This is a genomic window from Streptomyces rishiriensis, from assembly GCF_003112535.1.
Lineage (GTDB): Bacteria > Actinomycetota > Actinomycetes > Streptomycetales > Streptomycetaceae > Streptomyces > Streptomyces rishiriensis.
In genome coordinates this window covers 161,186-186,109 of the sequence record NZ_BEWA01000004.1, presented here as the reverse complement: position 1 = coordinate 186,109, position 24,924 = coordinate 161,186, and the positions used below count along the sequence as shown (strand labels likewise).

Sequence of the window (24,924 nt, the reverse complement as noted above, 5' to 3'; positions counted from 1 at the left end):
CCGCACGAGCACCCCTACGGTCTACCGGTGACGAGGGGCCGGCGCCCCGTACGACGCGGCCGGCGCGGGTCCGGCGGTCGGGTCCGGCGGTCGGACACCTCCGTCGCGCCACGCCCGCGAAGAGGCAGTCGCGTCGTCGACGGCGCTGCCGGTGGTGAGGGCCGACGCCCGCCCGGACCGCTGGTAGAAACGTATTTTCTGGCCGGGTACCGGGCAGGAGTGCGCACAATGGGGGGATGGACGACCCCAACACCCCCGTCGACCCGCTGGAACGAACACTGCACACGGCACGCGCCCTGGTGCTGGCCGACCTCGCCTCGGGCGAGGTCGCCGCGGCGGACGTGGTGTCGATGGTCGAGGACTCCGTGGTGCAGCGGCGCTGGTGGGTCGAGCAGTGGCCCGAGGGCGCGGCGTACGTCGCCGGTCTGGTGGCCCAGGACGTGCAGGACGCCCTGCTGGAGAGCCATGGCCGCTGGCCGCTGTGCCCGGTCTGCGGCTCCGGCGACCCGCACGCCCTCGACGTCGAGCCCGAACTCGGCCCGGACCCGCACTGGGTGTGCCACAAGGCGGGCGTGAAGGTCGCGTCGGTCGGCTCGCTGGGAGCGGCCACGGGAGGCGCGGCGACCTCGTGAGCGGCTCATGACCGTCTACATCGACCCGCCGGAGTGGCCGGGCCACGGCCGGATGTGGTCCCACCTCGTCAGCGACGTCTCGTACGCCGAACTGCACGCCTTCGCCGACCGGTCGGGCGTGCCGCGGCGCGCCTTCGAACGCGACCATTACGACGTTCCCTCGCACCGGTACGCCGAGCTGGTGGCGGCCGGCGCGGTCGAGGTGAGCAGCCGGGAGGTGGTGCGGCTGCTGACGGCGGCCGGCCTGCGACGGCGCAAGGGCGGTGGCGTCAGCGGGTGAACACCGGCTCCATCGTGTGCCACCAGGCGATGAGCCGCGCCCGGTCGGCGCCGCTGATCTGGACCAGCGCCGGGCGGTCGTAGTAGCTGCACAGGAAGACGTACTGGCCGGTGTCGGACAGGAAGCAGACCACGTCCCCCGCGGAGTTCCCGGTGTTGTTCTCGCGCCAGGTGCCGTAGACGCCGTTCTGCGCGTCGCAGTCGCCCGGCTGGAGCCGTCCGGCGTAGGACTGGAAGACGACGTCGCGGTCGTACTTGGTGTCGTACATGACGACGCCGGCCTTGCCGACTCCGGGCACGCCGTAGGCGTCCACCGTGGTGACCGTGCAGAACAGGGCGGCCTGTGCGCCCTGCCACTGGGCGTGCGAGCAGCTCTCGCGCGACCACTGGTCGGCGTTGAGCGAGTCCCTCAGGTCGTGCTCGGCCGCGGTCAGCCCGTCGGACGCACCGGACCCACTGGACCCACCGGACCCGTCTGTGCCGTCACCGTCCGGGGAGGCGTCGCCGTCGGGCGTCCCGCCCGAGTCGGAGATCTCGGTGGCGCCGGAAGCGGAATCCGTCGGTGAGGGGGATCCGGGATCCGGACCGGGCCCGGAGCCGCCGCTCCAGCCGGAACCGGAGCCGGAGCTGGAACCGGCGCCGCCGTCCGTCGCGCCTCGCCCGCCGCCGTGGGACGACTGGTACAGCCCCGCCAGGGCGAGCAGAGAACTGACGACGACCCCGATGACGGCCCATCGCACGCTCTGCCGGGCCAGCCGGTGGGCGTCGGGATCCGGCCCCGGGGGACGGGGCGGCTCCGGTGGCGTGGACGGGCCGCTGCTGCTCATGACGTTCCCCCGTTTCCCCCCGGCGCACGCGACCGCGCGAGGCGCGGCCGTGCCGGAATTATCCGAAGCGTGAGCGGGGCGGCGGGGGGCGAAGCGACGAAGATCGCCCCCGGCTACGTCAGGTGAGGCCGGCCGCGCAGCTCATACGCGTACTCGCCCTCGGCTCCGCCGACCCTGACGAAGCCGGTCCGTTCGAGTACGGCCCGGGACGGGGCGTTGGCGTGTTCGACGACCGCGAACAGGCGCCGGACGTCGTCCCGGGCCAGCGCCCAGCCGGCCAGCGCGCGCAGCGCCTCGGTGGCGTAACCCCGGCCGCGGGCGGCCTCGACGAGGTCGTAGCCGATCTCCGTGCGGCCGTCCTCGTCGGGAGCGGCGTGGAAGCCCATGCTGCCGACGGCCAGACCGTCCGCCCGGCGTACGAGGACGTAGAGGCCGAACTCCGGCCGGTGCACCCCGCGCGCGTACGCGGTCGCCGTCATCCCGGCGGCTTCCCGGGTCCCTTCGAACGGTTCGCCGCCGAGCCAGGCGAAGCCTCCGCCGCCGCCCGCCCGCAGTCCGGCGGCGGCGGCGGCGGGGGAGACGCCTTCGAGGGTGAGACGTCCGGCGGGGATGCGCGGGGCGGGTGCGCGGGGCCCCGGCGGTGACGAGGGCGGGGGCGTGGCGGCGGTCATGAGGTCAGCAGCTCCAGTTCGCCCCGCACGTTGTACCGGGCCGTCTCCTCCCACGCCCTGCTTCCGTGCGGCGTCCTGAACAGGCGTGGCAGGGCGAGGAGTTGGCGCAGGACGTCCGCGCGGCCGGCGCGGAAGGCGTCGTTCGGGACGAAGTGGTACTCCTCGCGGACGGCGGCGGTGTAGGCGGCGTAGGCGGCCGGCGGGGCGGCGAGGATCGCGAGGTCGGCGTCGCACAGGACCTGGCCGTCGGGGTCGTCGTCGGCCGGGTCGTGGGTGACGGTGAGCCGGACGAGCCGCGCGACCTCGGCGGTCCGCTCCGGCTGCGCCCCCGCCTCGGTCAGGGCGCGTTCGGCGAGCCGGGCGGAGCGCTCCTCGTTCTCGGAGCGGTCCGGCAGGTAGACGGCGTCGTGGAACCAGGCGGCCAGCCGGACGACGTCCGGGTCGGCGGCGTGGTCCACGAGCTCGTCGACGTGGTCGAGGACCGCGGTCAGATGCGTGAGCGTGTGGTAGCGGCGCTGCGGCTCCTGCCAGCGGGCGAGGAGGGCGTCGGCGTAGGGCCCGGGGTCGGGACCGCCCGCGGAGGTCCGGACGCCCTCCAGGGCGTGGCTGAAACGGGTGCGCAGGGCGTCGAGATCGGCCATGCCTCATTGTCGCGCCGGGCGGCGTATTCTTAAATTGGACTAGACCTGTAGCCGAAGAGCGTCGATGAACGCCGACGAATGGGGTCCCATGAGCAAGCGTGCAGTTCTGGAGGTGATCGCCCTCGACGTCGAGGACGCGGTCGCCGCCCAGGCCGGAGGCGCGGACCGCCTCGAAGTGGTCACGGACATGGCCGCCGACGGGCTCACCCCGCCGGCCGCCGTGCTCACCGGCATCCGGGCCGCCGTGGACCTCTCCCTGCGCGTGATGGTGCGGCTCGCCGACGGCTTCGCCGCGGGCGCCGCGAAGGACGTCGACCGTCTCGTGCGGACCGCCGGCGAGCTGCGCGAGGCCGGCGCCGAGGAGTTCGTGCTCGGCTTCCTCGACGCGCAGGGCTCCGTGGACCTGGCCGCGGTGGAGCGGATCGTCGACGAACTCGACGGCTGCCCCTGGACGTTCCACCGCGCCCTCGACCACGCCGCCGACCGCGACGCCGTGCGCAAGCAGCTGGACGGCCTGCCCGGACTGGACACCTACCTCACGGCGGGTTCCGCCGCCGGCGTCGACGCCGGGCACCCCACCCTCCTCGCCGAGGCGGCCCGCCGCGCGGAGCCGGGCTACGAGCAGCAGCTCCTCGTCGGCGGCGGCCTGCGCCTGGACCACGTGCCGCTGCTGCGCTCCGCCGGCCTGGACGCCTTCCACATCGGCGGCGCGGCCCGCCCCCACGGCTGGACCGGCCCGGTGTCGGAACGGTCCGTGCGGGAATGGCGGCGAACGGTGGACGCCGCCCAGCCGAACTGACGCGAACCCGACCCCGGACCCGAACCAGGACCGGACCCGAACCCCGCCTTCCGCAGCCGGATCCGGCCAACCGACGCCGGCCCGGGACGGGTGAGGTACCGCGGGACGGGTGAGGCAGAGCGGGACGGGTGAGGCGGGGCGGGACGGGTGAGGCGGGGCGGGACGGGCCCGGGGGCTCGGCGGGGGCGGTCCTGTCAGCCGAGTTCGGCCGGCAGGGCGGTCGTGTGGGTCACGGTCAGGCCCGACACGGCGCGGGTCAGGGCCACGTACAGCCGGCGCAGGCCCGTGCGTTCGTCGGGCTCGCCGTCGACCACGGCTCGAGGCTCGTCGAGGACGACGTAGTCGTACTCCAGACCCTTGGCGAGCGAGGCCGGGACCAGGGTGAGGCGGTTCTGGGCCGTCGTCTCCTCGCCGGGCGACAGATGGGCGACGCCGGCCGCCGTCAGCGCCTCGGCCAGCGCCGGGATCCGCGCGTCGGCCGCGATCAGACCCGTCGAGCCCTCGTGCCGCAGCGACTCCTCGCACGCCGCCACGACCTCGGCGTCCCCGGAGACCGGCCGCAGCTCGAAGAAGCCCGGGTTCTCCCGGACGGAGGCGACGGGGGCCAGGCCCGGCGCGATGTGCGGCAGCAGCCGCGAGGCGTACGTGATGACGTCCGTCGGCACGCGGAAACCGGCCGTGAGCTCCTCGATCACCGCGTCCGCCTTGCCCAGGTGGGCGAGGGCCTCCTCCCAGCTCCGGGTCGCCCAGGGGGTGGTGCCCTGCGCCAGATCGCCCAGCACGGTGGCCGAACCGGTCGTGCAGCGCCGGCCCACCGCCCGGTACTGCATCGGGGACAGGTCCTGCGCCTCGTCCAGGACCACATGGCCGAGCGAGTGGGTGCGCTCGACGAGGTCCGTCGCCTCGTCGATCAGCACCGCGTCCGCCGCCGACCACCTGGCCGACTTCACCGACCGCACCGGCTTCGCCCACAGGATCGTCTTCTGCTCCTCCTCGCTCAGCACGCCCTGCGCGTGCGCCGCGAGGAACTCCGCGTCCGTGAGCAGCCGCAGCACCAGCTTCGCCGGGTCGACCGCCGGCCACACCTGCTTCACGGCCGCCTTCACCGCGCTGTCGCGGGCCACGGCGTCCTGCACACGGTCGTCCGGAGCCTCGCCCGAGCGTTCCATCTGCACCAGCACGGCGTGCGCGATGCGCTGCGGCAGCGCATCGCGGGCGGCGCCGTACCGGATGTCCCGGTCGAGCAACTCGCCGACCATCTGCTGCAGTTCGTACGCCGGAACCCGCCAGCGCCGGGAGCCGCGCACCACGACGACGGGCTCGTCCGGCGTCCCGACGTGCGCGTACAGCGCCCGGCGCAGCACCTGCGCCATCCTCGCGTCGCCCTTGACGACCGCCGCCGCCGCGTCGTCCGCGCCCCGCACCTCCACACGGGCCACCAGGTCGTCCACCGTCGCCTGGCGGACCGTCAGCTCCCCCAGCGCGGGCAGCACCTGCTCGATGTACTGCAGGAAGGACTTGTTCGGCCCGATGACCAGCGTGCCCGTGCGGGCGAGCCGCTCGCGGTGGGCGTAGAGCAGATAGGCCACCCGGTGCAGGCCGACGGCCGTCTTCCCGGTGCCCGGCCCGCCCTGGACGCAGACCGTTCCGCCCAGCCCGCTGCGCACGATCTCGTCCTGCTCGGGCTGGATGGTGGCGACGATGTCGCGCATCGGGCCGACGCGCGGCCGCTCGATCTCCTGCTGGAGCAGCTTGCTGGTGGCGGCGGTCACCGACGGATCCCCGGGGTCGGAGAGGTGCTCGTCCTCGTACGCCGTGATGTCCCCGCGGGTGTAGCCGAAGCGGCGGCGCAGCCCCACGTCCATGGGGTCTTTCTTGGAGGCCCGGTAGAACGGCTGCGAGACCGGCGCACGCCAGTCGATGACCATCGGGTCGCCGTCCCCGTCGTGCACATGGCGCCGCCCGATGTACAGCTTCCGATCAGCGGCCTCCGGCCGCGGGCGCTCGCCCCCGGCCCCCTCCGCCCGGTCCGCCCGGTCCACGCCGGGAGCGTGCAGGTAGTCCAGCCGCCCGAAGAACAGCGGGGTGTCGCTGAGGTCGGCGAGCGCCTTGATGCGCTCCCCGATCTGGCGCTCCAGGATCTGCGCGTTGACCCAGTTCGCGGTCACGTCCCGGATGTCGAGGGACTCCGCGTCCTCGCGCATGGCGCGCAGGGCGGTGCGCGAGGCGGACAGATGGGAGCGTTCGCGGGCGAGCGGGTCGTCGTCGGCCTGCGTGGACGGCGTGGACAAGGGGGTGCCTCCGGACCGGCTGAGAGGGCTGCGGTGAGGGCCGTCCGGTTTCCGTCCGGACGGCGGCGCTCCGGCGAGGGAGGCGGGCAAGAGCGGAGATTCTAGACGAGCGCCGACGGCACCGGCCAACGCTTTTCCGTGCGCCCGCGGGCACGGCGCGCCACACGCCCCACGTTTGCGGGGTCGGGGCCCCCAGGCGCCGCCGGACAGAACCTGGGGGTTGTCCTCAGGGGCGGCCTCCGTCCGGAGGCGTACGAGGGGAGGCGCGGCTTCGTCCGCGGGACCGATGCTCCCTTTATCCCCCATCTCCCATCATGGAGACATGAGTGCAGCGACCATCACCCCAGTCCCCGGTCGCCCGTCCGGCGCGACGCCCCTGTCCGACGGGCACCGCCACCGCCTCGGCGACGCCCTGCGCGCGATCAAGGTTTTCGCGGTCGCCGCCTTCGAGGTGGTCATCCTCGGCGAGTACGGCCAGGAGGCCGGCGTCCGCCGCAGGTGAGACACCGTGTCCCCGGCCCGGCCTGAGTACCCGCGGGCGCACGGGATGAGTATCCGAGCCGATGCCCCGCGCCCCTGCCGGCGGGTTCACTCGGGGGCATGACGACACCCCGCCCGCTCCACGACCACCGTGACCCCCGCGCCTGGGTGGCGCCCCTCGTCGCCACGGTCCTGCTCGTCCTGCTGGTCCCGTTCGTTGTCGCCCTGGGCGGCCTGTCCGCCATGGCCACCGACTCCTGCGGACCCGACTCCTGCTCGCCGGCGCTGATGACGTCACTGACCCTGATCTACGGACTCCTCGTGTACGGCGGGTTCTTCACGTTCCTCGCGTACGTCGCCCTGTGGGCCCTGCCCCGGACGCGCCGTTTCGCGGCTCCGCGGGCCTGGCTGGCGGCCGCGGCCGTGACGCCGCCGGCCGCCGTGCTGTTCCTGGTGCTCACACTGCCCCGGCCCTAGCTAGGTGTGCTGTCCCGGGCGGCGTTCGGACCGTCAGGCCCCCTCCGTCAGCAGCTCGTCCGCGTCCATGATCCGGTAGGCGTAGCCCTGTTCCGCCAGGAACCGCTGGCGGTGCGCCGCGAAGTCCTGGTCGAGGGTGTCCCGCGCCACCACCGAGTAGAAGTGGGCCTGGTGGCCGTCCGCCTTGGGACGCAGGACCCGGCCGAGGCGCTGCGCCTCCTCCTGGCGTGAGCCGAAGGTGCCCGAGACCTGGATGGCGACCGTCGCCTCCGGCAGGTCGATCGAGAAGTTCGCGACCTTCGACACCACCAGCACGCTGATCTCACCCTCGCGGAACGCGTCGAAGAGCTTCTCGCGCTGGGCGTTGGAGGTCTCGCCCTTGATCACGGGGGCGTTCAGATGCTCGCCCAGCTCGTCCAGCTGGTCGATGTACTGGCCGATGACCAGGATCTGCTGCCCGGCGAAGCGCCGGACGATCGCCTCCGTCACCTTCCGCTTCGTCGCCGTCGTCGCGCAGAAGCGGTACTTCTCCTCCGCCTCGGCGGTCGCGTACGCCAGCCGCTCGGAGTCGGTCAGGTTCACCCGGACCTCCACGCAGTCCGCGGGCGCGATGTACCCCTGCGCCTCGATCTCCTTCCACGGAGCGTCGAACCGCTTCGGCCCGATCAGCGAGAACACGTCCGACTCACGCCCGTCCTCACGGACCAGGGTCGCCGTCAGACCCAGCCGCCGGCGCGCCTGCAGGTCGGCCGTGAACTTGAAGACCGGGGCGGGCAGCAGATGCACCTCGTCGTAGAGGATCAGCCCCCAGTCGCGGGAGTCGAACAGCTCCAGGTGCGGGTAGACGCCCTTGCGGCGGGTCGTCAGCACCTGGTAGGTCGCGATCGTGACGGGACGGATCTCCTTCCGCGTCCCGCTGTACTCGCCGATCTCCTCCTCGGTCAGCGACGTCCGCTTCACCAGCTCGTGCTTCCACTGCCGGGCGGAGACCGTGTTCGTCACGAGGATCAGCGTCGTCGACTTCGCCTGCGCCATGGCACCCGCGCCGACCAGCGTCTTCCCGGCCCCGCAGGGCAGGACCACGACCCCGCTCCCGCCGTGCCAGAAGTTCTCCACCGCCTGCTTCTGGTACGGCCGCAGCGCCCAGCCGTCCTCGTCCAGCTCGATCGCGTGCGCCTCGCCGTCGACGTACCCCGCGAGGTCCTCGGCGGGCCAGCCCAGCTTGAGCAGCGTCTGCTTGATCTGGCCGCGTTCGGAGGGGTGCACGACGACCGTGTCCGGGTCGATCCGGGCGCCGACCAGCGGAGCCACCCGCTTGGAACGCAGGATCTCCTCCAGCACCGGCCGGTCGGTGGTGGTCAGCACCAGCCCGTGCGCCGGGTCCTTGCTGAGCGTCAGCCTGCCGTAGCGGTCCATCGTCTCGGCGATGTCCACCAGCAGCGCGTGCGGCACCGGATAGCGGCTGTACTGCACGAGCGCGTCCACGACCTGCTCGGCGTCGTGCCCGGCCGCCCGCGCGTTCCACAGGCCCAGCGGCGTAAGCCGGTAGGTGTGGATGTGCTCCGGCGCGCGCTCCAGCTCCGCGAACGGCGCGATGGCCCGACGACATGCGTCGGCCTGCTCGTGGTCGACCTCCAGGAGCAGGGTCTTGTCGGATTGGACGATTAGGCAGGACACGCATACCTCCGCGGATAGGGTTGTCACCGTGACGGGCGTCACACCTGTCACGGCTCGGGCCATGCCCCGTGCCCAGCGCCGGAAGGGCGTACCGGCCGACGCGCCGGGGATGCGCGCCGCTATCTATGGTCGCCTATCGCGAGAAACGGACGAGACGACTCCTCCTGAGCACCGGAGAACGGCATGCGAGGCGTTGTGTGAGGCACGCGGCTGGACGTCGTGGCCGCCGAGGAGGACCGCTCGACCTCACGTCGTCCATGGGTCGGGCCATGGCGAAGGTGATCGCGGTCTTCGCCGCGCTGGAGGGGGGTTCCGTCGAAGACGGGAACGAGGTCGTGACGGCGCGGCTCACGCATGATCGATGCGGCAGAGGCCTGCCACTGATTCTCCGCCGGGGCTGCTCGTCAGCGATCAACTCGGAGGAAGCCGGAGCCCCTGCAGCCGAGGTCGCTCGATCCGATCGCCCCAACGGCTGAAAGCTCCTGGTAGGCGGCGGAAGTTGCTCACGTCCTGCCTACCAGGAGCTTCATGTATCGCGCAGCACCTCAAGCGTTGCCGGCGCCATCCAGCCGAGGGAGGCCGGGCTCGGCGCGGCGGATTTTTATGAAGTGACCTTGTAGACGTCAGAGCAGGTGAGTCCCGCGCTGTTGCTTCCGATGCAGGCCCAGAACGTGTAGCTCACGTTCTCGGTCAGGTCCCTGTGTGCGGTGTCCGTGTACGGAGACGCGTGCCCCGCCGTGTCTGCAATCAGATAAGGATTGGCCGTCACGTATCCGGAAATGCCGTAGCCGTCAGCCTTGGAATCGGTCGCCGTGAGTGTGTCCCCGTTGGCTGTCCACTTCACGGTGCCGGCGGTGGTGCCGCCGGTCTTGATGACAATGGTGCGAGAGCCGTCGCTCTGCAGGGACCCGACGTCGAACGTGGCGCTCGGGCCTGCCGACGCGGAGCCCGCGCCCATTGTCAAAGCGGCGCCCGTCAGGACAGCAGCAGTGGTGAGAACGGTCGCCGCGCGCTTGCGAAAGGAAGTGTTCACTTACCCCCCAAAAAATAGGTCATCGATGATCAAGCGAAGATGATCGTACTCGAACCCGCGTGCGACGGCGAGGGAATAAGAAAAGCCAATAATAGTCTGAATTAAGGTGTTTAAAGGCCCTCTGTGGTGAAGCAGGTGCTCGGCTTGGCGGCGGTCCGGTCGGTGTGCGGTTCGCGCAGTCGAACGCCTGTGGATGGCCGGCGAGGCGGTTCGGTGGGTTCGATGTCGGGATGGGGTCCGATCGCTTTGAATGAAGACCGCAATCGAGGGGCCGGCTGGTTTGCTTTTCGTTGATCGGGGGGTCGATCATCTTTGCAATTCGGTACCGTCGATCCCGCCGAATTCCCTGGCTGCTGTTTTCCCTGTTCGGGACGTGCCGGAACGGCGGGCCGCGGCCTGCTTCGGGCCTGCTTCGGGCTCTCGGTGGGCGGCGTCTGCGTGCGGGCAACCCTGTACGCCCTCCGGGTGTCTGACCGGGGGAGCAGCGCGGTGGGCGCGACGCGGTGGGGGGTTCACGGTATGTCGGTCCTGTCGTTCCGCAGAGGCGCGGTCGGCGTCGCAGCATCGGCGGTCCTGGCGGCCACGGGCACCTGGGTGATGTGGCCGGCGGGCGTCGACGAGGGACTGTGGGCCGAGGTGCGGCCGGTGATCGAGGCCCGGATCGCCGCGGAGTCGCGGGGCGGCGGCCTCGCCGACGCCGTGCCCGCCCGCGGCGCACGCTGGTTCTGCCGTGCGGAGGCCCTCGAACTGGAGGAGCGAGCCGGCGAGGTACGGGCCGGCGTCAACGCGCTGTGCGTGGAGTACGGCGTGCGGGACGACACCCTCGTGGAGTGCGGGGCGGGCCAGTACCCGCAGGTGGTGCGGCTGGAACGGGACCGCGCGGCCGACGGCGGCTTCCGCGTCGTCGGCCGGGACGAGCCGCCGGACGGCGAGGGGTACGAGCGCTGGACCGAGTCCCACTTCGGTGTCTTCACCCGGCCCGCCCTCCGGAACCCGATGTCCCCCGCCGAACTGGAGACCGAGGCCCGCGCCCATTTCGGCCTGCCCGCGGACGCCTCCGTGGGGGAGTGCTGAGAGCGCCCGCGGCCGTCGCGCCGAGCACGCGGACGGTTGAGCCGGGAGCGTCGGCCGTCGTCAGTCGTCGGCCAGTTCCGCCACGCCCGTGATCCGGTGCAGCGGGTAGGTGCGCACCTCGTCGGCCGTGTGGTCGTACGCCGTCACGAAGCCGCCCTCCACCCGGACCGGGGCGATGACCCGCTGGCTGGCGGCCCCCTCGGCGTTGACGTAGCCGATCCACAGCGCCTCGCCGGTCAGGACGGCCGCCTGCATGGTGGCGAGGGTCTCCGCGGAGCTGGTGCGGGGGAGCTGACCGGGGCCGAGCGGCGCGGCGTCCTCGGCCGGCTTGCGCGGCGCCGTGGCGGCCAGATCGCCGGCCCGGATCGCGCGGATCGCCGCCGTCAGGAGGGTGCCGTCGGGCACCGGCGGGCCGTCCGGCACCGGCTCGGGGGCCGTGCGGGGCGGGGTGCGGTGGGCGTGCGCACGGGTGATCAGGACATCGCCCTCGGCGGACTCCGCGGCGGGCGCGAAACCCATGGCGCGCAGCCCGTCCAGGAGCGTCGCCGGGTCGGCCTGGGCCGCGAGCACCGTGGGCGCCAGCCGGCGCAGACGCAGGGCGCCGGCCCGCTTGTCGGCGAGGATCTCGTTCAGGACCGACTCGTCGTCGCAGCGCACATACGCCGACGCCGCGCCCACCCGCAGATGGCCGTGCCGACGCGCCACGTCGTCGATCAGGTACGCCAGCGGCTGCGGCACCGGCGTACGGGAATGCTCGGCGAGGAAGGCGTGCAGGTCGGAGGCGCTGCGCCCGGCGTCCAGCGCCCGGCGCACCGAGCCGGGCGTGAAGCGGTAGACGGTCGCGCCGCCCTTGGACTCGACGTCCGCGAGGACGCTCAGCACATCGGCCAGCGGACGCCTCAGCGGACCGGGGGCGACCGCCGTCAGGTCCGCCTGGAGCAGCACGTGGTCCAGCGGCTCGGGCAGCAGCGGCGCCAGCAGCCGGGCGGCCGCCGCGGTGGCCACCGCCTGCTCCGGGGCCGCCAGCGGGGCCGTGGCGGCGGGGGCGACGAAACGGTGGTGGGCCGGCAGCCTGTCCCCCGGGCCGGCCGGCGCCGGGTCACCCGCGGCGGGTCTCGCGGCCGCCGCCGCGCCCGCCCCCAGCAGCGCCCGGCCGTGCGCCGACAGCGCGCCCCGGCCGGTCACGCCGAGCAGCTCGGCCTCGGTCAACGTCCAGCGGGCGAGCCGGGACCGCAGATCCTCGTCCCCCCGGGAGCCGTGCGAGCCGTGCGAGCCGTAAGGGCCGTGGGCTCCCGGGGCGGGCGGGGAGCCCTGCGGGCCCGCCGCGCCCTGCGGTTGCGGTCCGCGCAACGGATGCTCCCAGCGCAACCGGGCGAGCACCGCCTCCGCATCCGGCACGGCCCCCTCCGGCAACCCGGCCAGCAGCGTCAGCACCCGACGCCGCACCTCCGGCGCGGCCGACCGGTCCAGGCCGGGGCCCAGCGCCGACAGCGCCCGCTCCTTGAGGTCCCGGCCGCCGACCACCCCCGGTGTCCGGGTCGCCGCCAGCCAGGCCTCCGCCAGCTGTCCCCACCGCTCGGCGGGCGGCCGCTCCAGCCAGTCGTCGTACTCCGGGGTCGCCGCGTACCGCTCGTCCGCCTCGCCGTCGGAGGCGAGCAGACCGGCCGCGTACGCCAGCTCCACCCAGAACGCGGCCACCGGCTCGGACACGTCCAGCGCGACGGCCGTCCGCTTGAGGTCGCGCAGGCTCAGTCCACCGGCCCGCAACACCGCCGGACCGCCCTCGTCCCACTCCTTCAGCAACTCCTCGACCGTCGTCAGCGCCGTGTACGCCTGCCCGGCCGCCGTCGCGTCCACCACCTGGGGACGATGCGTCACCAGCGGCTGCACCGCGGGCGGCGTCGGCTCCGGCCACCGGTGGGCGCGGCCCGCCCGCAGATGCAGGGCCACCTCGCGCGGCAGGACGACCGTCCCCGGCGCGGTCGGCAGCAGCAGCCCGCGATCGAGGAGCCACCGCAGATGCGCCGCCGGTTCGGCCGTGACCTGCCCGTACGGCGGCCCCCACACCAGCCGCTCCAGCACGTCGAGGGAACCGGCGGGCGCCTGGGCGAGCAACGCGGCCATCTTCCGGCGACGCGAGAACAGCGAGGAGAGCGCGGAGACGGCGGACACCGAGTCGTGCGTGGACGGCAGCCCGGCGTTCGCCACGAACTCCTGGATCCGGCCCGGCGACATCCCCGCCGTCGCCTCCCGCACGCTCGGCCCGAGCCCCGTCGGCGACGGGTGCTGCGGGGACGGCGCGAGCAGCTCCCGGGCGGTCCGCACGAGCCGCAGCCGGTCGTCCGCGCCCCACACCAGCGCCTGTTCGCGCAGGGCGGTCAGCGCACCGGGGAGTGCGGACGCGACGGCCGGGTCGCGTGCGTCGCCCGCCATGAGAGCGAGCAGCTCGTCCCAGGTCGCCGGATCTCCGGCCACGGCCAGCGCCTCCGCGGTCTGCAGGGCGAACGCGTCGAGCCGCTCCAGCGCGCGCACCACGGAGGCACGGGTGCCGGCCCGGGTGGCGAGCTGGGTGAGGTCCGTGGGGACCGGCGTGATGAGGTCGGGGCGGGCGCGCAGCAGCGCGGCCAGGGAAGCGTCGTCCCGGGCGCGGAGCGCTTCCGCGAGGGACCGGGGGGCCTGTTGGTCCGCGGTGCTCATCTTGCCCACGGTAGCGGTAGACGCCCCCGGGGGCCGCGCCCCCGGGCCCCACTGCCGCCCTCGAAAGCCCCCGCACCGGCCCCCGGCGGGCCGCACCGTGCGGCCCGTCGCCGACGACGAGTACCCGGCGGCGGCAGGCGGAGGCGGTAGCTTCTTCCCGTGGGGATCGAGAGCGACCAAGTCGTCTACGAGTATCTGAGCCGCGTCGGCGACGTCGCGCAGCAGCGGCAGTTGTCGTCGGCCACCCGGATGCGGCTGGTCTCCGAGCTGCGCGACGAGATCGACCGGCGCCGGGCCAAGGCCGCCGTCGACTCTCCCGCCGCCGTCCGCCGCATCATCGACCGTCTCGGCAGCCCCGACGACATCGTCGCCGCCGCGGCCGACACCGGCGCCGCCGGCGTGCCGGAGCCGCCGGCGCCCGCCGTGCCCGTGCAGCGCGACCGCGAGGAGACGCCGCGTCCGGCGAAGGGGATCCGGCGCGTCGTGCCCCGGCCCCGCAGCGGCGCGCCGCCGCCCGCCGCCCCTTCCTCCGACGTGCCGTCGCCGCCGCACCGCGCCCCGGCGCACGAGCTGGGGGACAGCCGGGAGACGCCGGACTGGTGGCTGAGCGAGCCGACCCCGTTCGGGCCCGGCGAGGACGTGCACGGGTTCGTGGGCGGCGTGGAGATCCCGGACCTCCTCAAGCCCCCGCAGCGCCGTGACCCCGAGAAGGAGGCCGCCGAGCGGACGGCCGCCGAGAAGCAGTCCGCCGGGACGGCCGCCGACGGCGACGAGACGGCCGACGACGGGGGCGCCGCCCGCCCGCGCCGCCGGCTCCCCTTCCTCAGGGCGACCGGCGCGCAGGCCCGGCGCTGGAGCAACCCCCTTTTGCTGATCGCCGCCGGCTGCCTCGTGGTCGGCGCGGTGCTCGGGAACTGGTTCGCGCTGCTCCTGGGCTGGCTGATCGCCTACGCCTCGCGCCGGCTCACCGACCGTGAGACGAAGCTGGCGGTCGTCTGGCTGCCGGGGCTCGCGCTCACGGCCGGGCTCGTCTGGCTGTGGGGGCGCTCCGAGGGCCGCTGGGGCGAGCCCATCGCCGAGGGGCACATGAACGAGGCGGTCGCCGAGACCTGGCCGTGGGTGATCCGGGGCGCGGCCGTGGCGTCGGCGCTGTTCCTGGTCTGGCGCTCACAGCGGCAGAGGTGACGACGCCCGCGGCGACGCAGGCAGAGGACGCAGGCGGACGAGGCAGGCGGACGACGCCCGCGGCGACCCGGGCGGACGGCGGCGCCGGCGGACGCGCGCTCCCGACCGGCGACAATGGCGGACATGACCGTCACCCCCGGCCTCACCGTCGGCTTCGACCTCGACATGACCCTCATCGACTCCCGGCCCGGCATCCGCGCCTGCTGGCAGGAGCTGTCCGCACGGACCGGGACGTACGTCGACGCCGATCTGGTGGTGACACGGCTGGGGCCGCCGCTGGCACAGGAGATGGCGCACTGGTTCCCGTCGCGGGAGATACCGGCGATGACCGATCTCTACCGCGAGATCTACCCGGAGTTCGCCGTCGCGGGCACGCTCGCGATGCCCGGCGCCCACGAGGCCGTCGACGCGGTCCGGGCGGCCGGCGGACGGGCGATCGTCGTCACCGCGAAGTGGGAGCCGAACGCCCGGCTGCACATGGAACACCTGGGCATGCGGCCCGACGCGGTGATCGGCGACCTGTGGGCGGCGCAGAAGGCGCAGGCCCTGCGCGAGCACGGCGCGTCCGTCTACGTGGGCGATCACGTCGGGGACGTGCGCGGGGCCCGCGCGGCCGGGGCGTTCTCGGTCGGCGTGGCCACGGGGCCGTGCAGCGCGGCGGAGCTGACCGAGGCCGGCGCGGACGTCGTCCTCGACGGTCTGACGCGGTTCGCGCAGTGGTTCGCGGCCTACGAGGGCTGACCCCCGCCCCGCGCCCGGCGGCGTCCCTCGGCGGCCGACCGCAGGACGCCCGCGGCGGCCACCAGGAAGCCGACGCCCATCAGCATGCTCAGTCCGAACATGAACGTCGGAAAAGGCGACGTGCCGAGCAGCAGCGGGGCGACCGTGACGAGGGTGGCCACGGCGCCGACGAAGAACACGACGGCCCCGGCACGGATCAGTCGGTCACCGGCAGCGGCGGAATTCGTTTGGGTTTTGTCACGCACCCGACCAGGGTAGTTCCCAGCCCTGAGGAACAACCGGGGGACGTCTTGTCACCGGCCCGAAGACCATTAGCCTTGGTACCGGCGGGTCGTGGACGACCCGCCCAAGTGCTATCAAGAGCCGTCCCGCAGCGGTTCAGAGCTCTTTCCGACGCAGTTTCCCGACGAGTACGAGGACGAGGACAGACGTGCCTACCGGCAAGGTCAAGTGGTTCAATTCAGAGAAGGGCTTCGGCTTTCTCTCCCGCGACGACGGCGGTGACGTCTTCGTGCATTCCTCGGTCCTCCCCGCCGGAGTCGAGGCACTGAAGCCGGGCCAGCGAGTGGAGTTCGGCGTCGTCGCCGGGCAGCGCGGCGACCAGGCGCTCTCCGTCGTCCTCCTCGACCCGACCCCGTCGGTCGCCGCCGCGCAGCGCAGGAAGCCCGACGAACTGGCCTCCATCGTCCAGGACCTGACCACCCTTCTCGAGAACATCACCCCGATGCTCGAGAAGGGCCGTTACCCGGAGAAGACCTCCGGCAAGAAGATCGCCGGTCTGCTGCGCGCGGTCGCCGACCAGTTGGACGTCTGAGCCGACCCCCGGCGACCGGTCGAGCGGCCGGTCACGGGAAGTCGAGCGCACCGGGGCCGAGGGGCGGCAGCAGTCCCTCGGCCGCGGCGCGGGTGAGCAGGCCGCGGACCGCCGCCCGGCCGTCCTCGCCGAGATCCGCCGTGAACTCGTTGACGTACAGGCCGATGTGCTGGTCGGCGACGGACGGGTCCATCTCCTGGGCGTGTTCCATCACGTACGGGCGGGAGACCTCGGGCTCGTCCCAGGCGGCCCGTACGGAGGCGCGGATCGAGTCGGCCAGCCGGGTCAGCGCGGCCGCCCCCAGCGAGCGCTTGGCGATGATCGCGCCGAGCGGGATCGGCAGACCGGTCGTGGACTCCCAGTGCTCGCCCATGTCCGCGAGCTTGTGCAGCCCGTAGTTCCGGTAGGTGAAGCGGGCCTCGTGGATGACCAGCCCCGCGTCGACCTTGCCGTCCCGCACCGCCGGCATGATCTCGTGGAACGGCATGACGACGATCTCGCCGACGCCGCCGGGAACGGTGTCCGCCGCCCACAGGCGGAACAGCAGGTAGGCCGTCGAGCGCTCGCTCGGCACGGCGACCGTGCGGCCGGTGAGGTCGGCCCCCGGCTCACCGGTGAGGACCAGCGGTCCGCAGCCCCGGCCCAGCGCACCCCCGCAGGGCAGCAGCGCGTACTCGTCGAGGACGTACGGCAGCACGGCGTACGACACCTTCAGCACGTCGAACTCGCCGCGTTCGGCCATGCCGTTGGTGAGGTCGATGTCCGCGAACGTCACGTCGAGCGCGGGCGCGCCCGGCACCCGGCCGTGCGCGAGGGCGTCGAAGACGAAGGTGTCGTTGGGGCAGGGGGAGTACGCGATCTGCAGCGCCGGCTCAGTCGTGGTCATGTGCCTTCCAACTCTCCAGGACGGGTGCGAGCTTCCCGAAGGCCTCGGTGAGCGCGTCGAGCGCCTCGCCGATGCGCCAGGCGGCGCGGTCGCGCGGGCCGACGGGGTTGGAGACCGCGCGGATCTCCAGCACGGCCGTGGCGTGCGCGGCGGCCGCCTCGGCGACGCCGAAGCCCTCCATCGCCTCGGCCAGCGCCCGCGGGTGGCGGGCGCGCAGGGCGGCGGCGCGGGCGGCGGTGCCGGTGACCGTCGACACGGTCAGGACGACGCCCGGACGGGCGCCGGTGACGGCCGCGGTCTCCCGTACGAGGGATTCGGGCGGACGGTGGGTGACGGCGCCGAAGCCCAGCTCGGTCACCGGCAGGAAGCCGTCGGCGGTCTCGGCGCCCAGGTCGGCCGCGGTGATCTCGTCGGCGACCACCAGGGAGCCGACGGGCGCGGCGGGCACGAAGCCGCCCGCGATGCCGGCCGAGACGACGAGGCCGTAGGGCGCGCCCCGCAGCGCGGCGGCGGTGAGGGCGGCGGAGACGGAGGCCGCGGCCAGGGCGGGGCCGACGCCCGCGGCGAGCAGGTCGCAGCCCTCGCCGACGCGGTGCAGCGTCAGACCGGGCAGCAGGGTCTGCCGGGCGGGCTCGGCCGGCCATGCCCGTGCCACCGCGTCCCGCTCGGCGGGGACCGCGGTGGCCACGAGGACGCGTGGGCGGGACGTGGTCAGTCGTCCTTCTTGAGCTTGAAGGACCACAGGCCGGTCGCCGCCCGGCTCTGCTTCTTGCCGTCGCCCGCCTTGATGGTGACGAGCGTGGAGTTGCCCTGGGCGCCGTACTGCGCGTTGAAGAACACGCTGCCCGGGATCGTCCGGTAGGTCTTGTCGCTGTCCTCGGTGAGCGGCTGACCGTTCATCAGGATGGTCCAGCGCTTGTCGGCCACGTCGGGGTCGACGCCGATGCGGACGGTCTCGTCCGGGTCGACGCTGATGGACTTGATGTCCTTGTCCCCGAGGCACTTGGTCAGGGCCGCGGCCTGGAGGGTGTCGCCCTCGCCACCGCAGGTGGCCTCGGAGCTGACCGAGTCGCGGCCGACGGTGATGGTGGACAGGGGGGTCGGCTTGTCGCAGGCCGACAGGACGAGCAGTCCGGCACAAACGGCGCCGGCGGCGGCGACGGCACGGCGGCGTCGCACCACGCCGAGGACATCAGCGGCTCCGCCGCGGGGCATCGTGGTCATGGCGGAAGGCTATCGGGCACGTCGGGTGGTCCCTTTACGCGGGGGGCGGCGCGGCTGTGTGTTAGGCCACGCGGGGCTTCGCGCCGCTCCCGTGCCGGACGGAGGAGAGCAGCCCGCGGACGGTGGCCAGCCAGCCCAGCGCGACCACGCCGGCGGCCACCGACAGGCCCAGCGAGCCGTTGAGCGGCATGACGATGCCGACCGCGCCGCCGAACACCCAGCACACCTGGAGCAGCGTCTCGGAGCGGGCGAACGCCGACGTGCGCACGAGTTCCGGCACGTCCCGCTGGATCAGCGCGTCCAGGGACAGCTTGGCGAGGGCCTGCGAGAACCCGGCGACGGCCGCGAGGCAGGCCACGAGGAACGCGCCGAAGAACACGGCGGCCACGAGCACGGCGCCCAGCACGACGGCGACGACCGTCACGATGATCAGCTCGGGGGCCTTGGAGCGCAGCCAGGCCCCGACCGCCGTCCCGAGCGCGTTGCCGAGGCCCGCCGAGACGGCGACCATGCCCAGCGACACGGCCGCGCTCTGCCCGGTGAGCGGGTGCTCGCGCAGCAGGAACGCGAGGAAGAAGGTCAGGAACCCGGACAGCCAGCGCAGCGCCGCGTTGGCGCCGAGGGCGTGGGTGACGGCGATGCCGACCGTCCGCAGGCCGGGGCGCTTGACGGGATGGCGGTGGGGGCCGTGCAGGTGCTGTTCGTCGGCGGCGAGGAGGGCCACGTCCTCGCCCTTGGCGGAGTCGACCTTGCGGGGCAGGGAGAACGACAGGAAGGTCCCGGCCACGAAGATCAGGAAGGCGCCGTAGAGCGGGTAGCGCGGGCCGAGGGCCTGCAGCCCGGCGCCGATGGGCGCGGCGACGCCGGTGGCGAGCAGGCCGCCGAGGGTGACCCGCGAGTTGGCCTTGACCAGGGAGAACCCGGGCGGCAGCAGCCGGGGCACGACGGCGCTTCTGACGACTCCGTAGGCCTTGGAGGAGACCAGCACGCCCAGCGCGGCCGGGTACAGCTCGATGCTGCCGGTGGCGACGGCCCCGGACAGCACCAGTGCGAGCAGGGCCCGGGCGAGCATCGCCCCGGCCATGGCGGCGCGCCGGCCGTGCGGGAGCCGGTCGAGCAGGGGGCCGATCACGGGGGCGAGGACGGTGAAGGGGGCCATGGTGATGGCGAGGTAGAGCGCGACGCGGCCGCGGGCCTCGTCGGTGGGCACGGAGAAGAAGACGGTGGAGGCGAGCGCGACGGTGATCATGACGTCGCCGGCGCCGTTCACGCCGTGCAGCTCGATCAGCTTGCCGAGGCCGGACTCGCCGGCGCCGTGCGCGTGCGTGACCTTCCTGATGCCTCGGGCGGCGCCGGTGAACGGGAGGTTCAGGGCGCGGCCGACCGCGCGGACGGACCCGCTCATCCGGCCCGAACCGCTCACCTGGCTCCTCCCCCTGTTCCCCTTCGTCGCACCGGTCCCGGTGGCGCCCTGGGGTGTCCTTGCGGCTGCCACCCCGTCATAGTGCCCCGGAAACGCCGTGCATAGTGCGGTTACCGCGCGTATGGCCGTGTGACCGTCGGCGCCCGGCACCGGTCCGGCAACGGTTGCGATGCGATTGTGCCGCGACCCGGAGACGGCGGGGGAGGCGGGGGGAGGCCGGGGGGAGGCCGGGGGCGCGGAGGGGGCAGGGGGAGGGAGGACGGCCGGGGGTGGCCGGAATGCGGTGGGGGCGGTGTCACAAGGGCCTGGAGAGGCCGCGGGGCGGCCGCTGGAAGGCCGCGGGAGGGCCGTGGGAGGCGGCTCCGGCGCGACGGCGAGGGGGGCGGGCAGGCCGTCCCGAGGCTGCCGGAAGAGGGGGCCGGGACGGGCCCGGAGCTTTTCGAAGGGAGGGAAACGTCCCGTCGGTGTAGGCCGAGCGCGCGGGAACAGGTAGCGTGCGTAGCGCGCCGTGGCGATCGTTCTCGGCCGCGCGCCTCCCGGACATCCCGCAGAATGGATGACAGCAGGTGCGCCCGAGCGCGATCGGGCGCGGACGTCGACGCGGTCCAGTGGTCCGCTCCGTCCGCACCCGCCGCCTTCAGGCAGGCGCACCGAGAGACGGCGTAGGAGAGAAGCGATACCTGTGAGCGCAGCGACCACGCGAAGCCGCACCCCCGACCGCCTGTGCGCCGAGGCCGTCGACCTCGCCCGCGCCGCAGCCGAGGAGGCAGCCGCCCCCGGCGTGGTCGGCGAGCACGCGGGCGTAGTCTCCGAGGGCGACCGTGTGGTCACCCACTACTTCGAGTGCAAGGAACCGGGCTACCGGGGCTGGCGCTGGGCGGCGACGGTGGCGCGGGCGTCCCGCGCCAAGATCGTCACCCTGGACGAGGTGGTCCTGCTGCCGGGCCCGGACGCGGTCCTGGCCCCGGAGTGGGTCCCGTGGAGCGATCGGCTGCGCCCCGGCGACATGGGCCCGGGAGACCTGCTCCCCACGGACGCGGAGGATCTCCGTCTGGAGCCGGGCTACACCGGCGAGGACGACCCCCGTCTGCAGCCGGGGTACTTCGACGCGGACGAGCCGACGCCGAACTCGCCCCTCTCCGAGGAGATGGCCGAGCTGGTGGAGGCGGAGGACGCGGAGGTGACGGCGGCCCCGCCGGCGGCCCTCCCCGCGGCCCCGCGCCGGGGCACGATCGCGGCCGTCGCGGAGGAACTGGGGCTGCGCCGGGCCCGGGTCCTGTCCCGCTACGGCCTGCACACCGCCGCCGACCGCTGGGAAGAGGGCTTCGGCGCCAAGACGCCCATGGCGCAGGCGGCCCCCGCCTCCTGTGTGAGCTGCGGTTTCCTCACTCGCATCGGGGGCTCGCTGGGCCAGGCCTTCGGTGTCTGCGCCAACGAGTTCTCCCCGGCCGACGGCCGGGTGGTGTCCCTGGCCTACGGCTGCGGCGGCCACTCGGAGGCGGCGGTGATGCCCAAGCCGCCGCGGCCCGCACCGCCGGTGATCGACGAGACCCGGGTCGACCCGTTCCCGCTGCGTCCGGCGGCGGACTCGGGTTCGGTGCCGGTCGTCTCCGACGAGGAAACCGCGGAGCTCGGCCACTCCTAGCACCCGGCCCACCCTGCGCCCGGCCTGCCCCGGGCCCGCGCCCGGCCCGCCCCGGGTCCCTCCGGGGGGTTCGGGGAGGGCAGGGGCGGCGGGGGCGAAGAACATCTCGCGGTACCGTCGACTCCCGTCGACGAGGAGAGCCAACGTGAGCAAGTTCGTGCGGCCGGCGCCCGAGGGCGCGGATCCCTTCGGCACGGCGCGCCTGCGCCGCGGGGTCCTGGACGCCTGGGCCACCAGTCCGGCCCGTTTCCGGGAGGACGCCAACGCCGAGGAGGACCTCGTCCTCGGCGGGTACCGGGACCGGCTCGTCGTCGAGCTCGCGCAGAACGCGGCCGACGCGGCCGCCAGGGGCGGGGTGCCGGGACGGCTGCGGCTCACCCTCCGCGACGGCGTGCTGGTCGCGGCGAACACCGGCGCACCGCTGGACGCGGCCGGCGTGGAGTCCCTGGCCACGCTGCGGGCCTCCGCCAAGCGTGAGGCGCAGCAGTCGGGCGTCGCCGTCGGACGGTTCGGCGTCGGATTCGCCGCCGTGCTCGCCGTCACCGACGAGCCGGCCGTCGTCGGTCGCCACGGCGGCGTCCGCTGGGATCTGGCCGAGGCCCGCGCGCTCGCCTCCGAGACGGCCCGGCACAGCCCCGGCCTCGGGGACGAGGTCCGGCGGCGCGACGGCCATGTGCCCCTGCTGCGGCTCCCGTTCGCCGCCCAGGGCACCGCGCCCGACCCCTACGACACGGCCGTCATCCTCCCGCTGCGCGACACCGCCGCGGCCGACCTCGCCGAACGGCTCCTCACCGCCGTCGACGACGCCCTCCTCCTCGCCCTGCCGGGCCTGGAGGAGGTCGTGATCGAGATCGGCGACGGCGCCCCGCGCACCCTGCGGCGTTCCCTCGACGGCGCCCACACCGTCGTCTCCGACAGCGAGCACGGCACGACCCGCTGGCGGACCGCCTCCGCCCACGGCGACCTCGCCCCGGACCTGCTCGCCGACCGCCCCATCGAGGAGCGGCTGCGGCCCCACTGGTCGGTCACCTGGGCCGTGCCCGTCGACGACGACGGCGCTCCCGTCCGGCCGCGCACCACGCCCGTCGTCCACGCGCCCACCCCCAGCGACGAGCCCCTCGGCGTCCCCGCCCTGCTCATCGCCTCCTTCCCGCTCGACACCACCCGCCGTCACGCGGCCCCCGGCCCGCTGACCGACCATCTGGTGCGCCGCGCCGCGGACGTGTACGCCGAACTCCTCGCCGGCTGGCGGCCGGTGGGCGCCGGGATCATCGACCTGGTGCCCGGCCCGCTGGGCAAGGGGGAGCTGGACGGGGCGCTGCGCCGAGCCGTCCTGGAGCTGCTGCCGCGCACCGCCTTCCTGCCGCCCGCCGTCCCGCCCGTGCCGGAGGACGCGGCCGAGGGCGGGGCCGAGGGTGAGGTCGAGGTCGGGGACACGGTCGCGGTCGGGCTCCCCGAAGCGCTCCGCCCCCGTGACGCCGAGGTCGTCGAGGGCGCCGGCGCGGACACCGTGCGGGTGCTGGCGGAGGTGCTGCCCACGCTGCTGCCCGCCGGGCTGGAGCGGCGCGTCGAGCTGCGCACGCTGGGCGTCGCCCGCATTCCGCTCGCGGACGTCGTCGACCGGCTGGCCGGTCTGGAGAAGGACCCGCAGTGGTGGTACCGGCTCTACGACAGCCTGGCCGGGGTCGACCCGGACCGGCTGACCGGGCTGCCGGTGCCCCTGGCCGGAGACGCCTCGCAGGGGTTCGGCGCCGGGGGATTCGGCGCCGGGGGACCGCGGACCGCCGTCGGCCCGCGTCAGGTGCTGCTGCCCACCCCGGACGCGGCCGTCCTCGACCCGGACGTCCTCGCCCGGCTCGGCCTCAAGGTCGCCCACCCGGACGCCGCGCACCCCCTGCTGGAGAAGCTCGGCGCCCTGCCCGCCACCCCGCGCGCGATCCTGACCACTCCGCAGGTGCGGGCCGCCGTCGCGGCTTCCCTGGACGACGACGGCGGCGCCTGGGACGACCAGGGCGCGCTGGACGCGGAGGAGCTCGCCGACACCGTGCTCGCGCTGGCCCGCGACGCGGGTCTGGAGCCCGGCGACGAGCCCTGGCTGGGCGCGCTCGCCCTGCCGGACGAGGACGGCGAGCTCGTCCCCGCCGGTGAACTGGTCCTGCCGGGCAGCCCCTTCGCCTCCGTCATCCGCGAGGACGAACTCGCCTGCGTCGACGCCGGGCTCGCGGCGAAGTGGGGCGAACAGCCGCTCGCCGCCTGTGGCGTGCTCGCCGGCTTCGCGCTGGTGCGGGCCACGGACGTCGTCCTCGACCCGGACGAACTGGAGCCGCGCGAGGGCGACTTCGCCGAGCCCGACGACGCGGGGCTGCTGGACGCCGTGGACGTGTGGTGCGAGGACATCCTCGACCGCTTCCCCGACAGCCCGGTGCCTCCCGTCGCCACCGAGCTGGTCGCCGTCCGCGACCTCGACCTCGTCGACGAGGACTGCTGGCCGCAGGCCCTCGCGATGCTCGCCCGGCCGCCGCTGCGCGACGCCCTCACCCAGCCCGTCCGCGTCCTCCTGCCCGACGGCACCCACGAGGTCGTACGGTCCTACACCGCCTGGTGGCTGCGCGGGAACCCGGTCCTCGACGGCCGCCGCCCGGCCGGACTGCTGGCGGCCGGCGGCGACCCGCTGCTGCACGGTCTGTACGACGAGGCCGACGCGACCGGCTTCGACGACGAGCAGGTGCTGCGCGCCCTCGGCGTGCGGACCTCGGTGGCCGCCCTGCTCGACGAGCCCGGCGGCGCGGCGGAACTGCTGGACCGCCTCGCCGACCCGGAGCGCCCTGTCGCCCCCGCCCAACTGCACGGCCTGTACGGGGCGTTGGCCGAGCTGGATCCCGAACAGGTGACCCTGCCGGACGAGCTGCGGGCCGTCGTCGACGGCCGCGTCGAGGTCGTGGACGCCGCCGACGCGGTGGTCGTCGACTCGCCCGACCTGCTCCCCTTCACCCAGGGCGTCCCGCTGCTCCCGGTACGCCCCTCCCGGGCCGCCGAACTCGCCGAGCTGTTCCAGGTGCGGCGGCTGAGCGAGTCCGTGACCGGCGAGGTGGACTCACAGGGCGCGGAACACGAGGTCCCGGAGCCGGTGCGGGTGCTGCTCGGCCCGCGCACGCCCGCCACCTACGTCGAGCACGAGGAGCTCGTCGTCGACGGCGTGGAGATCGACTGGCGCCTGACCGGCGACGGCGTCCTGCACGCGGCCACCCTGGAGGGCGTCGCGGCCGGCCTCGCCTGGGCGGCCCGCCAGTGGCCCCGCCGCTTCGAGGTCGCCGCCCTCCTGGAGGACCCGTCCAGGACAGCGGAACTGGCCCGCGACCGCTGGTTCGACTGACCCCGAGGGGCCGCCCGACCGGACGGCCCCTCCCCGTCCCGTCAGTGAATCTTCT

General features: G+C 74.3%; 22 protein-coding genes and 1 pseudogene. 11 read left to right on the top strand and 12 right to left on the bottom strand.

Annotation, left to right across the window (positions count from 1 at the left end; translation table 11 throughout):
• Positions 1 to 236: 236 nt before the first annotated feature.
• Entirely contained in the window at positions 237 to 632 is a 396-nt protein-coding gene (locus Sri02f_RS07810) for a DUF8819 family protein (protein ID WP_109000360.1), read from the top strand.
• Positions 633 to 639: 7 nt separating this feature from the next.
• Entirely contained in the window at positions 640 to 912 is a 273-nt protein-coding gene (locus Sri02f_RS07805) for a DUF4031 domain-containing protein (RefSeq protein WP_109000359.1), read from the top strand.
• On the opposite strand, the gene Sri02f_RS07800 is transcribed toward Sri02f_RS07805, so the two are convergent.
• The 3 genes and pseudogenes from Sri02f_RS07800 to Sri02f_RS07790 all read right to left on the bottom strand — a co-directional run bounded on the left by Sri02f_RS07800 (position 902) and on the right by Sri02f_RS07790 (position 3,050).
• Positions 902 to 1,738 carry a hypothetical protein gene (locus tag Sri02f_RS07800; protein ID WP_109000358.1) on the bottom strand — a complete coding sequence of 279 codons (837 nt, stop codon included), beginning with the start codon at positions 1,736 to 1,738 and terminating at the stop codon, positions 902 to 904. The genes Sri02f_RS07805 and Sri02f_RS07800 overlap by 11 nt on opposite strands.
• A gap of 113 nt (positions 1,739 to 1,851) precedes the next feature.
• Positions 1,852 to 2,349 (bottom strand): annotated as a pseudogene (locus Sri02f_RS07795) (GNAT family N-acetyltransferase); the annotation flags it as partial.
• Between the two features lie 56 nt (positions 2,350 to 2,405).
• Entirely contained in the window at positions 2,406 to 3,050 is a 645-nt protein-coding gene (locus Sri02f_RS07790) for an HD domain-containing protein (protein WP_109000356.1), read from the bottom strand.
• Positions 3,051 to 3,138: 88 nt separating this feature from the next.
• Between Sri02f_RS07790 and Sri02f_RS07785 the strand changes: the two genes are divergently transcribed.
• A complete protein-coding gene (locus Sri02f_RS07785; RefSeq protein WP_109000475.1) occupies positions 3,139 to 3,849 on the top strand; it encodes a copper homeostasis protein CutC in 711 nt (236 codons plus the stop codon).
• 194 nt (positions 3,850 to 4,043) lie between these two features.
• Here the strand turns inward: Sri02f_RS07785 and Sri02f_RS07780 are convergent, their stop codons facing one another.
• Positions 4,044 to 6,140 carry a HelD family protein gene (locus Sri02f_RS07780; RefSeq protein WP_109000355.1) on the bottom strand — a complete coding sequence of 699 codons (2,097 nt, stop codon included), beginning with the start codon at positions 6,138 to 6,140 and terminating at the stop codon, positions 4,044 to 4,046.
• 322 nt (positions 6,141 to 6,462) lie between these two features.
• Here Sri02f_RS07780 and Sri02f_RS07775 point away from each other — a divergent pair, with 322 nt between their 5' ends.
• Positions 6,463 to 6,642: a hypothetical protein gene (locus Sri02f_RS07775; RefSeq protein WP_174855605.1), complete on the top strand. Its 180-nt coding sequence runs from the start codon at positions 6,463 to 6,465 to the stop codon at positions 6,640 to 6,642.
• A 98-nt stretch (positions 6,643 to 6,740) separates the two neighbouring features.
• A complete protein-coding gene (locus Sri02f_RS07770; RefSeq protein ID WP_109000353.1) occupies positions 6,741 to 7,097 on the top strand; it encodes a hypothetical protein in 357 nt (118 codons plus the stop codon).
• A gap of 33 nt (positions 7,098 to 7,130) precedes the next feature.
• On the opposite strand, the gene Sri02f_RS07765 is transcribed toward Sri02f_RS07770, so the two are convergent.
• Both Sri02f_RS07765 and Sri02f_RS07755 read right to left on the bottom strand, forming a co-directional pair.
• Positions 7,131 to 8,774, bottom strand: a complete 1,644-nt coding sequence (locus Sri02f_RS07765; protein ID WP_109000352.1) for a DNA repair helicase XPB — start codon at positions 8,772 to 8,774, stop codon at positions 7,131 to 7,133.
• A 601-nt stretch (positions 8,775 to 9,375) separates the two neighbouring features.
• Complete coding sequence (locus Sri02f_RS07755; RefSeq protein WP_159106674.1) at positions 9,376 to 9,807, bottom strand: hypothetical protein; 432 nt, start codon at positions 9,805 to 9,807, stop codon at positions 9,376 to 9,378.
• 519 nt (positions 9,808 to 10,326) lie between these two features.
• On the opposite strand from Sri02f_RS07755, the gene Sri02f_RS07750 reads away from it, so the two are divergent.
• The gene (locus tag Sri02f_RS07750; protein WP_174855604.1) at positions 10,327 to 10,881 is read left to right on the top strand and encodes a hypothetical protein; all 555 of its coding nucleotides are present in this window, start codon (positions 10,327 to 10,329) and stop codon (positions 10,879 to 10,881) included.
• Between the two features lie 60 nt (positions 10,882 to 10,941).
• On the opposite strand, the gene Sri02f_RS07745 is transcribed toward Sri02f_RS07750, so the two are convergent.
• On the bottom strand, positions 10,942 to 13,578 hold the full coding sequence (locus Sri02f_RS07745) for a helicase-associated domain-containing protein (RefSeq protein ID WP_109000349.1): 2,637 nt from the start codon (positions 13,576 to 13,578) through the stop codon (positions 10,942 to 10,944).
• Between the two features lie 159 nt (positions 13,579 to 13,737).
• On the opposite strand from Sri02f_RS07745, the gene Sri02f_RS07740 reads away from it, so the two are divergent.
• Positions 13,738 to 14,763, top strand: coding sequence for a hypothetical protein (locus tag Sri02f_RS07740; RefSeq protein ID WP_109000348.1), 1,026 nt, complete (start codon positions 13,738 to 13,740; stop codon positions 14,761 to 14,763).
• 114 nt (positions 14,764 to 14,877) lie between these two features.
• Positions 14,878 to 15,504 (top strand): HAD family hydrolase, encoded by a 627-nt coding sequence (locus Sri02f_RS07735; protein WP_109000347.1) that lies wholly within the window; start codon positions 14,878 to 14,880, stop codon positions 15,502 to 15,504.
• Here Sri02f_RS07735 and Sri02f_RS07730 read toward each other — a convergent pair.
• On the bottom strand, positions 15,492 to 15,749 hold the full coding sequence (locus tag Sri02f_RS07730; protein ID WP_109000346.1) for a hypothetical protein: 258 nt from the start codon (positions 15,747 to 15,749) through the stop codon (positions 15,492 to 15,494). The two genes, Sri02f_RS07735 and Sri02f_RS07730, sit on opposite strands and share 13 nt — an antisense overlap.
• A gap of 185 nt (positions 15,750 to 15,934) precedes the next feature.
• Here Sri02f_RS07730 and Sri02f_RS43595 point away from each other — a divergent pair, with 185 nt between their 5' ends.
• Positions 15,935 to 16,318, top strand: coding sequence for a cold-shock protein (locus Sri02f_RS43595; protein WP_010985338.1), 384 nt, complete (start codon positions 15,935 to 15,937; stop codon positions 16,316 to 16,318).
• A gap of 31 nt (positions 16,319 to 16,349) precedes the next feature.
• On the opposite strand, the gene Sri02f_RS07720 is transcribed toward Sri02f_RS43595, so the two are convergent.
• The 4 genes from Sri02f_RS07720 to Sri02f_RS07705 all read right to left on the bottom strand — a co-directional run bounded on the left by Sri02f_RS07720 (position 16,350) and on the right by Sri02f_RS07705 (position 19,923).
• Positions 16,350 to 17,204 carry a 1,4-dihydroxy-6-naphtoate synthase gene (locus Sri02f_RS07720; RefSeq protein WP_069769464.1) on the bottom strand — a complete coding sequence of 285 codons (855 nt, stop codon included), beginning with the start codon at positions 17,202 to 17,204 and terminating at the stop codon, positions 16,350 to 16,352.
• Complete coding sequence (locus tag Sri02f_RS07715; protein WP_109000345.1) at positions 17,191 to 17,892, bottom strand: futalosine hydrolase; 702 nt, start codon at positions 17,890 to 17,892, stop codon at positions 17,191 to 17,193. Before Sri02f_RS07715 ends, Sri02f_RS07720 begins: the two co-directional genes overlap by 14 nt.
• 23 nt (positions 17,893 to 17,915) lie before the next feature.
• On the bottom strand, positions 17,916 to 18,428 hold the full coding sequence (locus Sri02f_RS07710; RefSeq protein WP_174855603.1) for a DUF2771 domain-containing protein: 513 nt from the start codon (positions 18,426 to 18,428) through the stop codon (positions 17,916 to 17,918).
• Positions 18,429 to 18,489: 61 nt separating this feature from the next.
• Entirely contained in the window at positions 18,490 to 19,923 is a 1,434-nt protein-coding gene (locus Sri02f_RS07705) for an MFS transporter (protein WP_174855602.1), read from the bottom strand.
• 610 nt (positions 19,924 to 20,533) lie between these two features.
• On the opposite strand from Sri02f_RS07705, the gene Sri02f_RS07695 reads away from it, so the two are divergent.
• Both Sri02f_RS07695 and Sri02f_RS07690 read left to right on the top strand, forming a co-directional pair.
• The gene (locus tag Sri02f_RS07695; RefSeq protein ID WP_109000342.1) at positions 20,534 to 21,496 is read left to right on the top strand and encodes a DUF3027 domain-containing protein; all 963 of its coding nucleotides are present in this window, start codon (positions 20,534 to 20,536) and stop codon (positions 21,494 to 21,496) included.
• A 145-nt stretch (positions 21,497 to 21,641) separates the two neighbouring features.
• Positions 21,642 to 24,869, top strand: coding sequence for a sacsin N-terminal ATP-binding-like domain-containing protein (locus Sri02f_RS07690; protein ID WP_109000341.1), 3,228 nt, complete (start codon positions 21,642 to 21,644; stop codon positions 24,867 to 24,869).
• Positions 24,870 to 24,924 lie beyond the last annotated feature (55 nt).

Excerpts from the sequence above, each read along its gene's own strand:
- Sri02f_RS07785 (WP_109000475.1), top strand. The coding sequence starts at position 3,139 with ATGAGCAAGCGTGCAGTTCTGGAGGTGATCGCCCTCGACGTCGAGGAC.
- Sri02f_RS07770 (WP_109000353.1), top strand. The coding sequence starts at position 6,741 with ATGACGACACCCCGCCCGCTCCACGACCACCGTGACCCCCGCGCCTGG.
- Sri02f_RS07800 (WP_109000358.1), bottom strand. The coding sequence starts at position 1,738 with ATGAGCAGCAGCGGCCCGTCCACGCCACCGGAGCCGCCCCGTCCCCCG.
- Sri02f_RS07805 (WP_109000359.1), top strand. The coding sequence starts at position 640 with ATGACCGTCTACATCGACCCGCCGGAGTGGCCGGGCCACGGCCGGATG.
- Sri02f_RS07735 (WP_109000347.1), top strand. The coding sequence starts at position 14,878 with ATGGCGGACATGACCGTCACCCCCGGCCTCACCGTCGGCTTCGACCTC.
- Sri02f_RS07745 (WP_109000349.1), bottom strand. The coding sequence starts at position 13,578 with ATGAGCACCGCGGACCAACAGGCCCCCCGGTCCCTCGCGGAAGCGCTC.
- Sri02f_RS07720 (WP_069769464.1), bottom strand. The coding sequence starts at position 17,204 with ATGACCACGACTGAGCCGGCGCTGCAGATCGCGTACTCCCCCTGCCCC.
- Sri02f_RS07750 (WP_174855604.1), top strand. The coding sequence starts at position 10,327 with ATGTCGGTCCTGTCGTTCCGCAGAGGCGCGGTCGGCGTCGCAGCATCG.
- Sri02f_RS07810 (WP_109000360.1), top strand. The coding sequence starts at position 237 with ATGGACGACCCCAACACCCCCGTCGACCCGCTGGAACGAACACTGCAC.
- Sri02f_RS07710 (WP_174855603.1), bottom strand. The coding sequence starts at position 18,428 with ATGACCACGATGCCCCGCGGCGGAGCCGCTGATGTCCTCGGCGTGGTG.
- Sri02f_RS07775 (WP_174855605.1), top strand. The coding sequence starts at position 6,463 with ATGAGTGCAGCGACCATCACCCCAGTCCCCGGTCGCCCGTCCGGCGCG.
- Sri02f_RS07790 (WP_109000356.1), bottom strand. The coding sequence starts at position 3,050 with ATGGCCGATCTCGACGCCCTGCGCACCCGTTTCAGCCACGCCCTGGAG.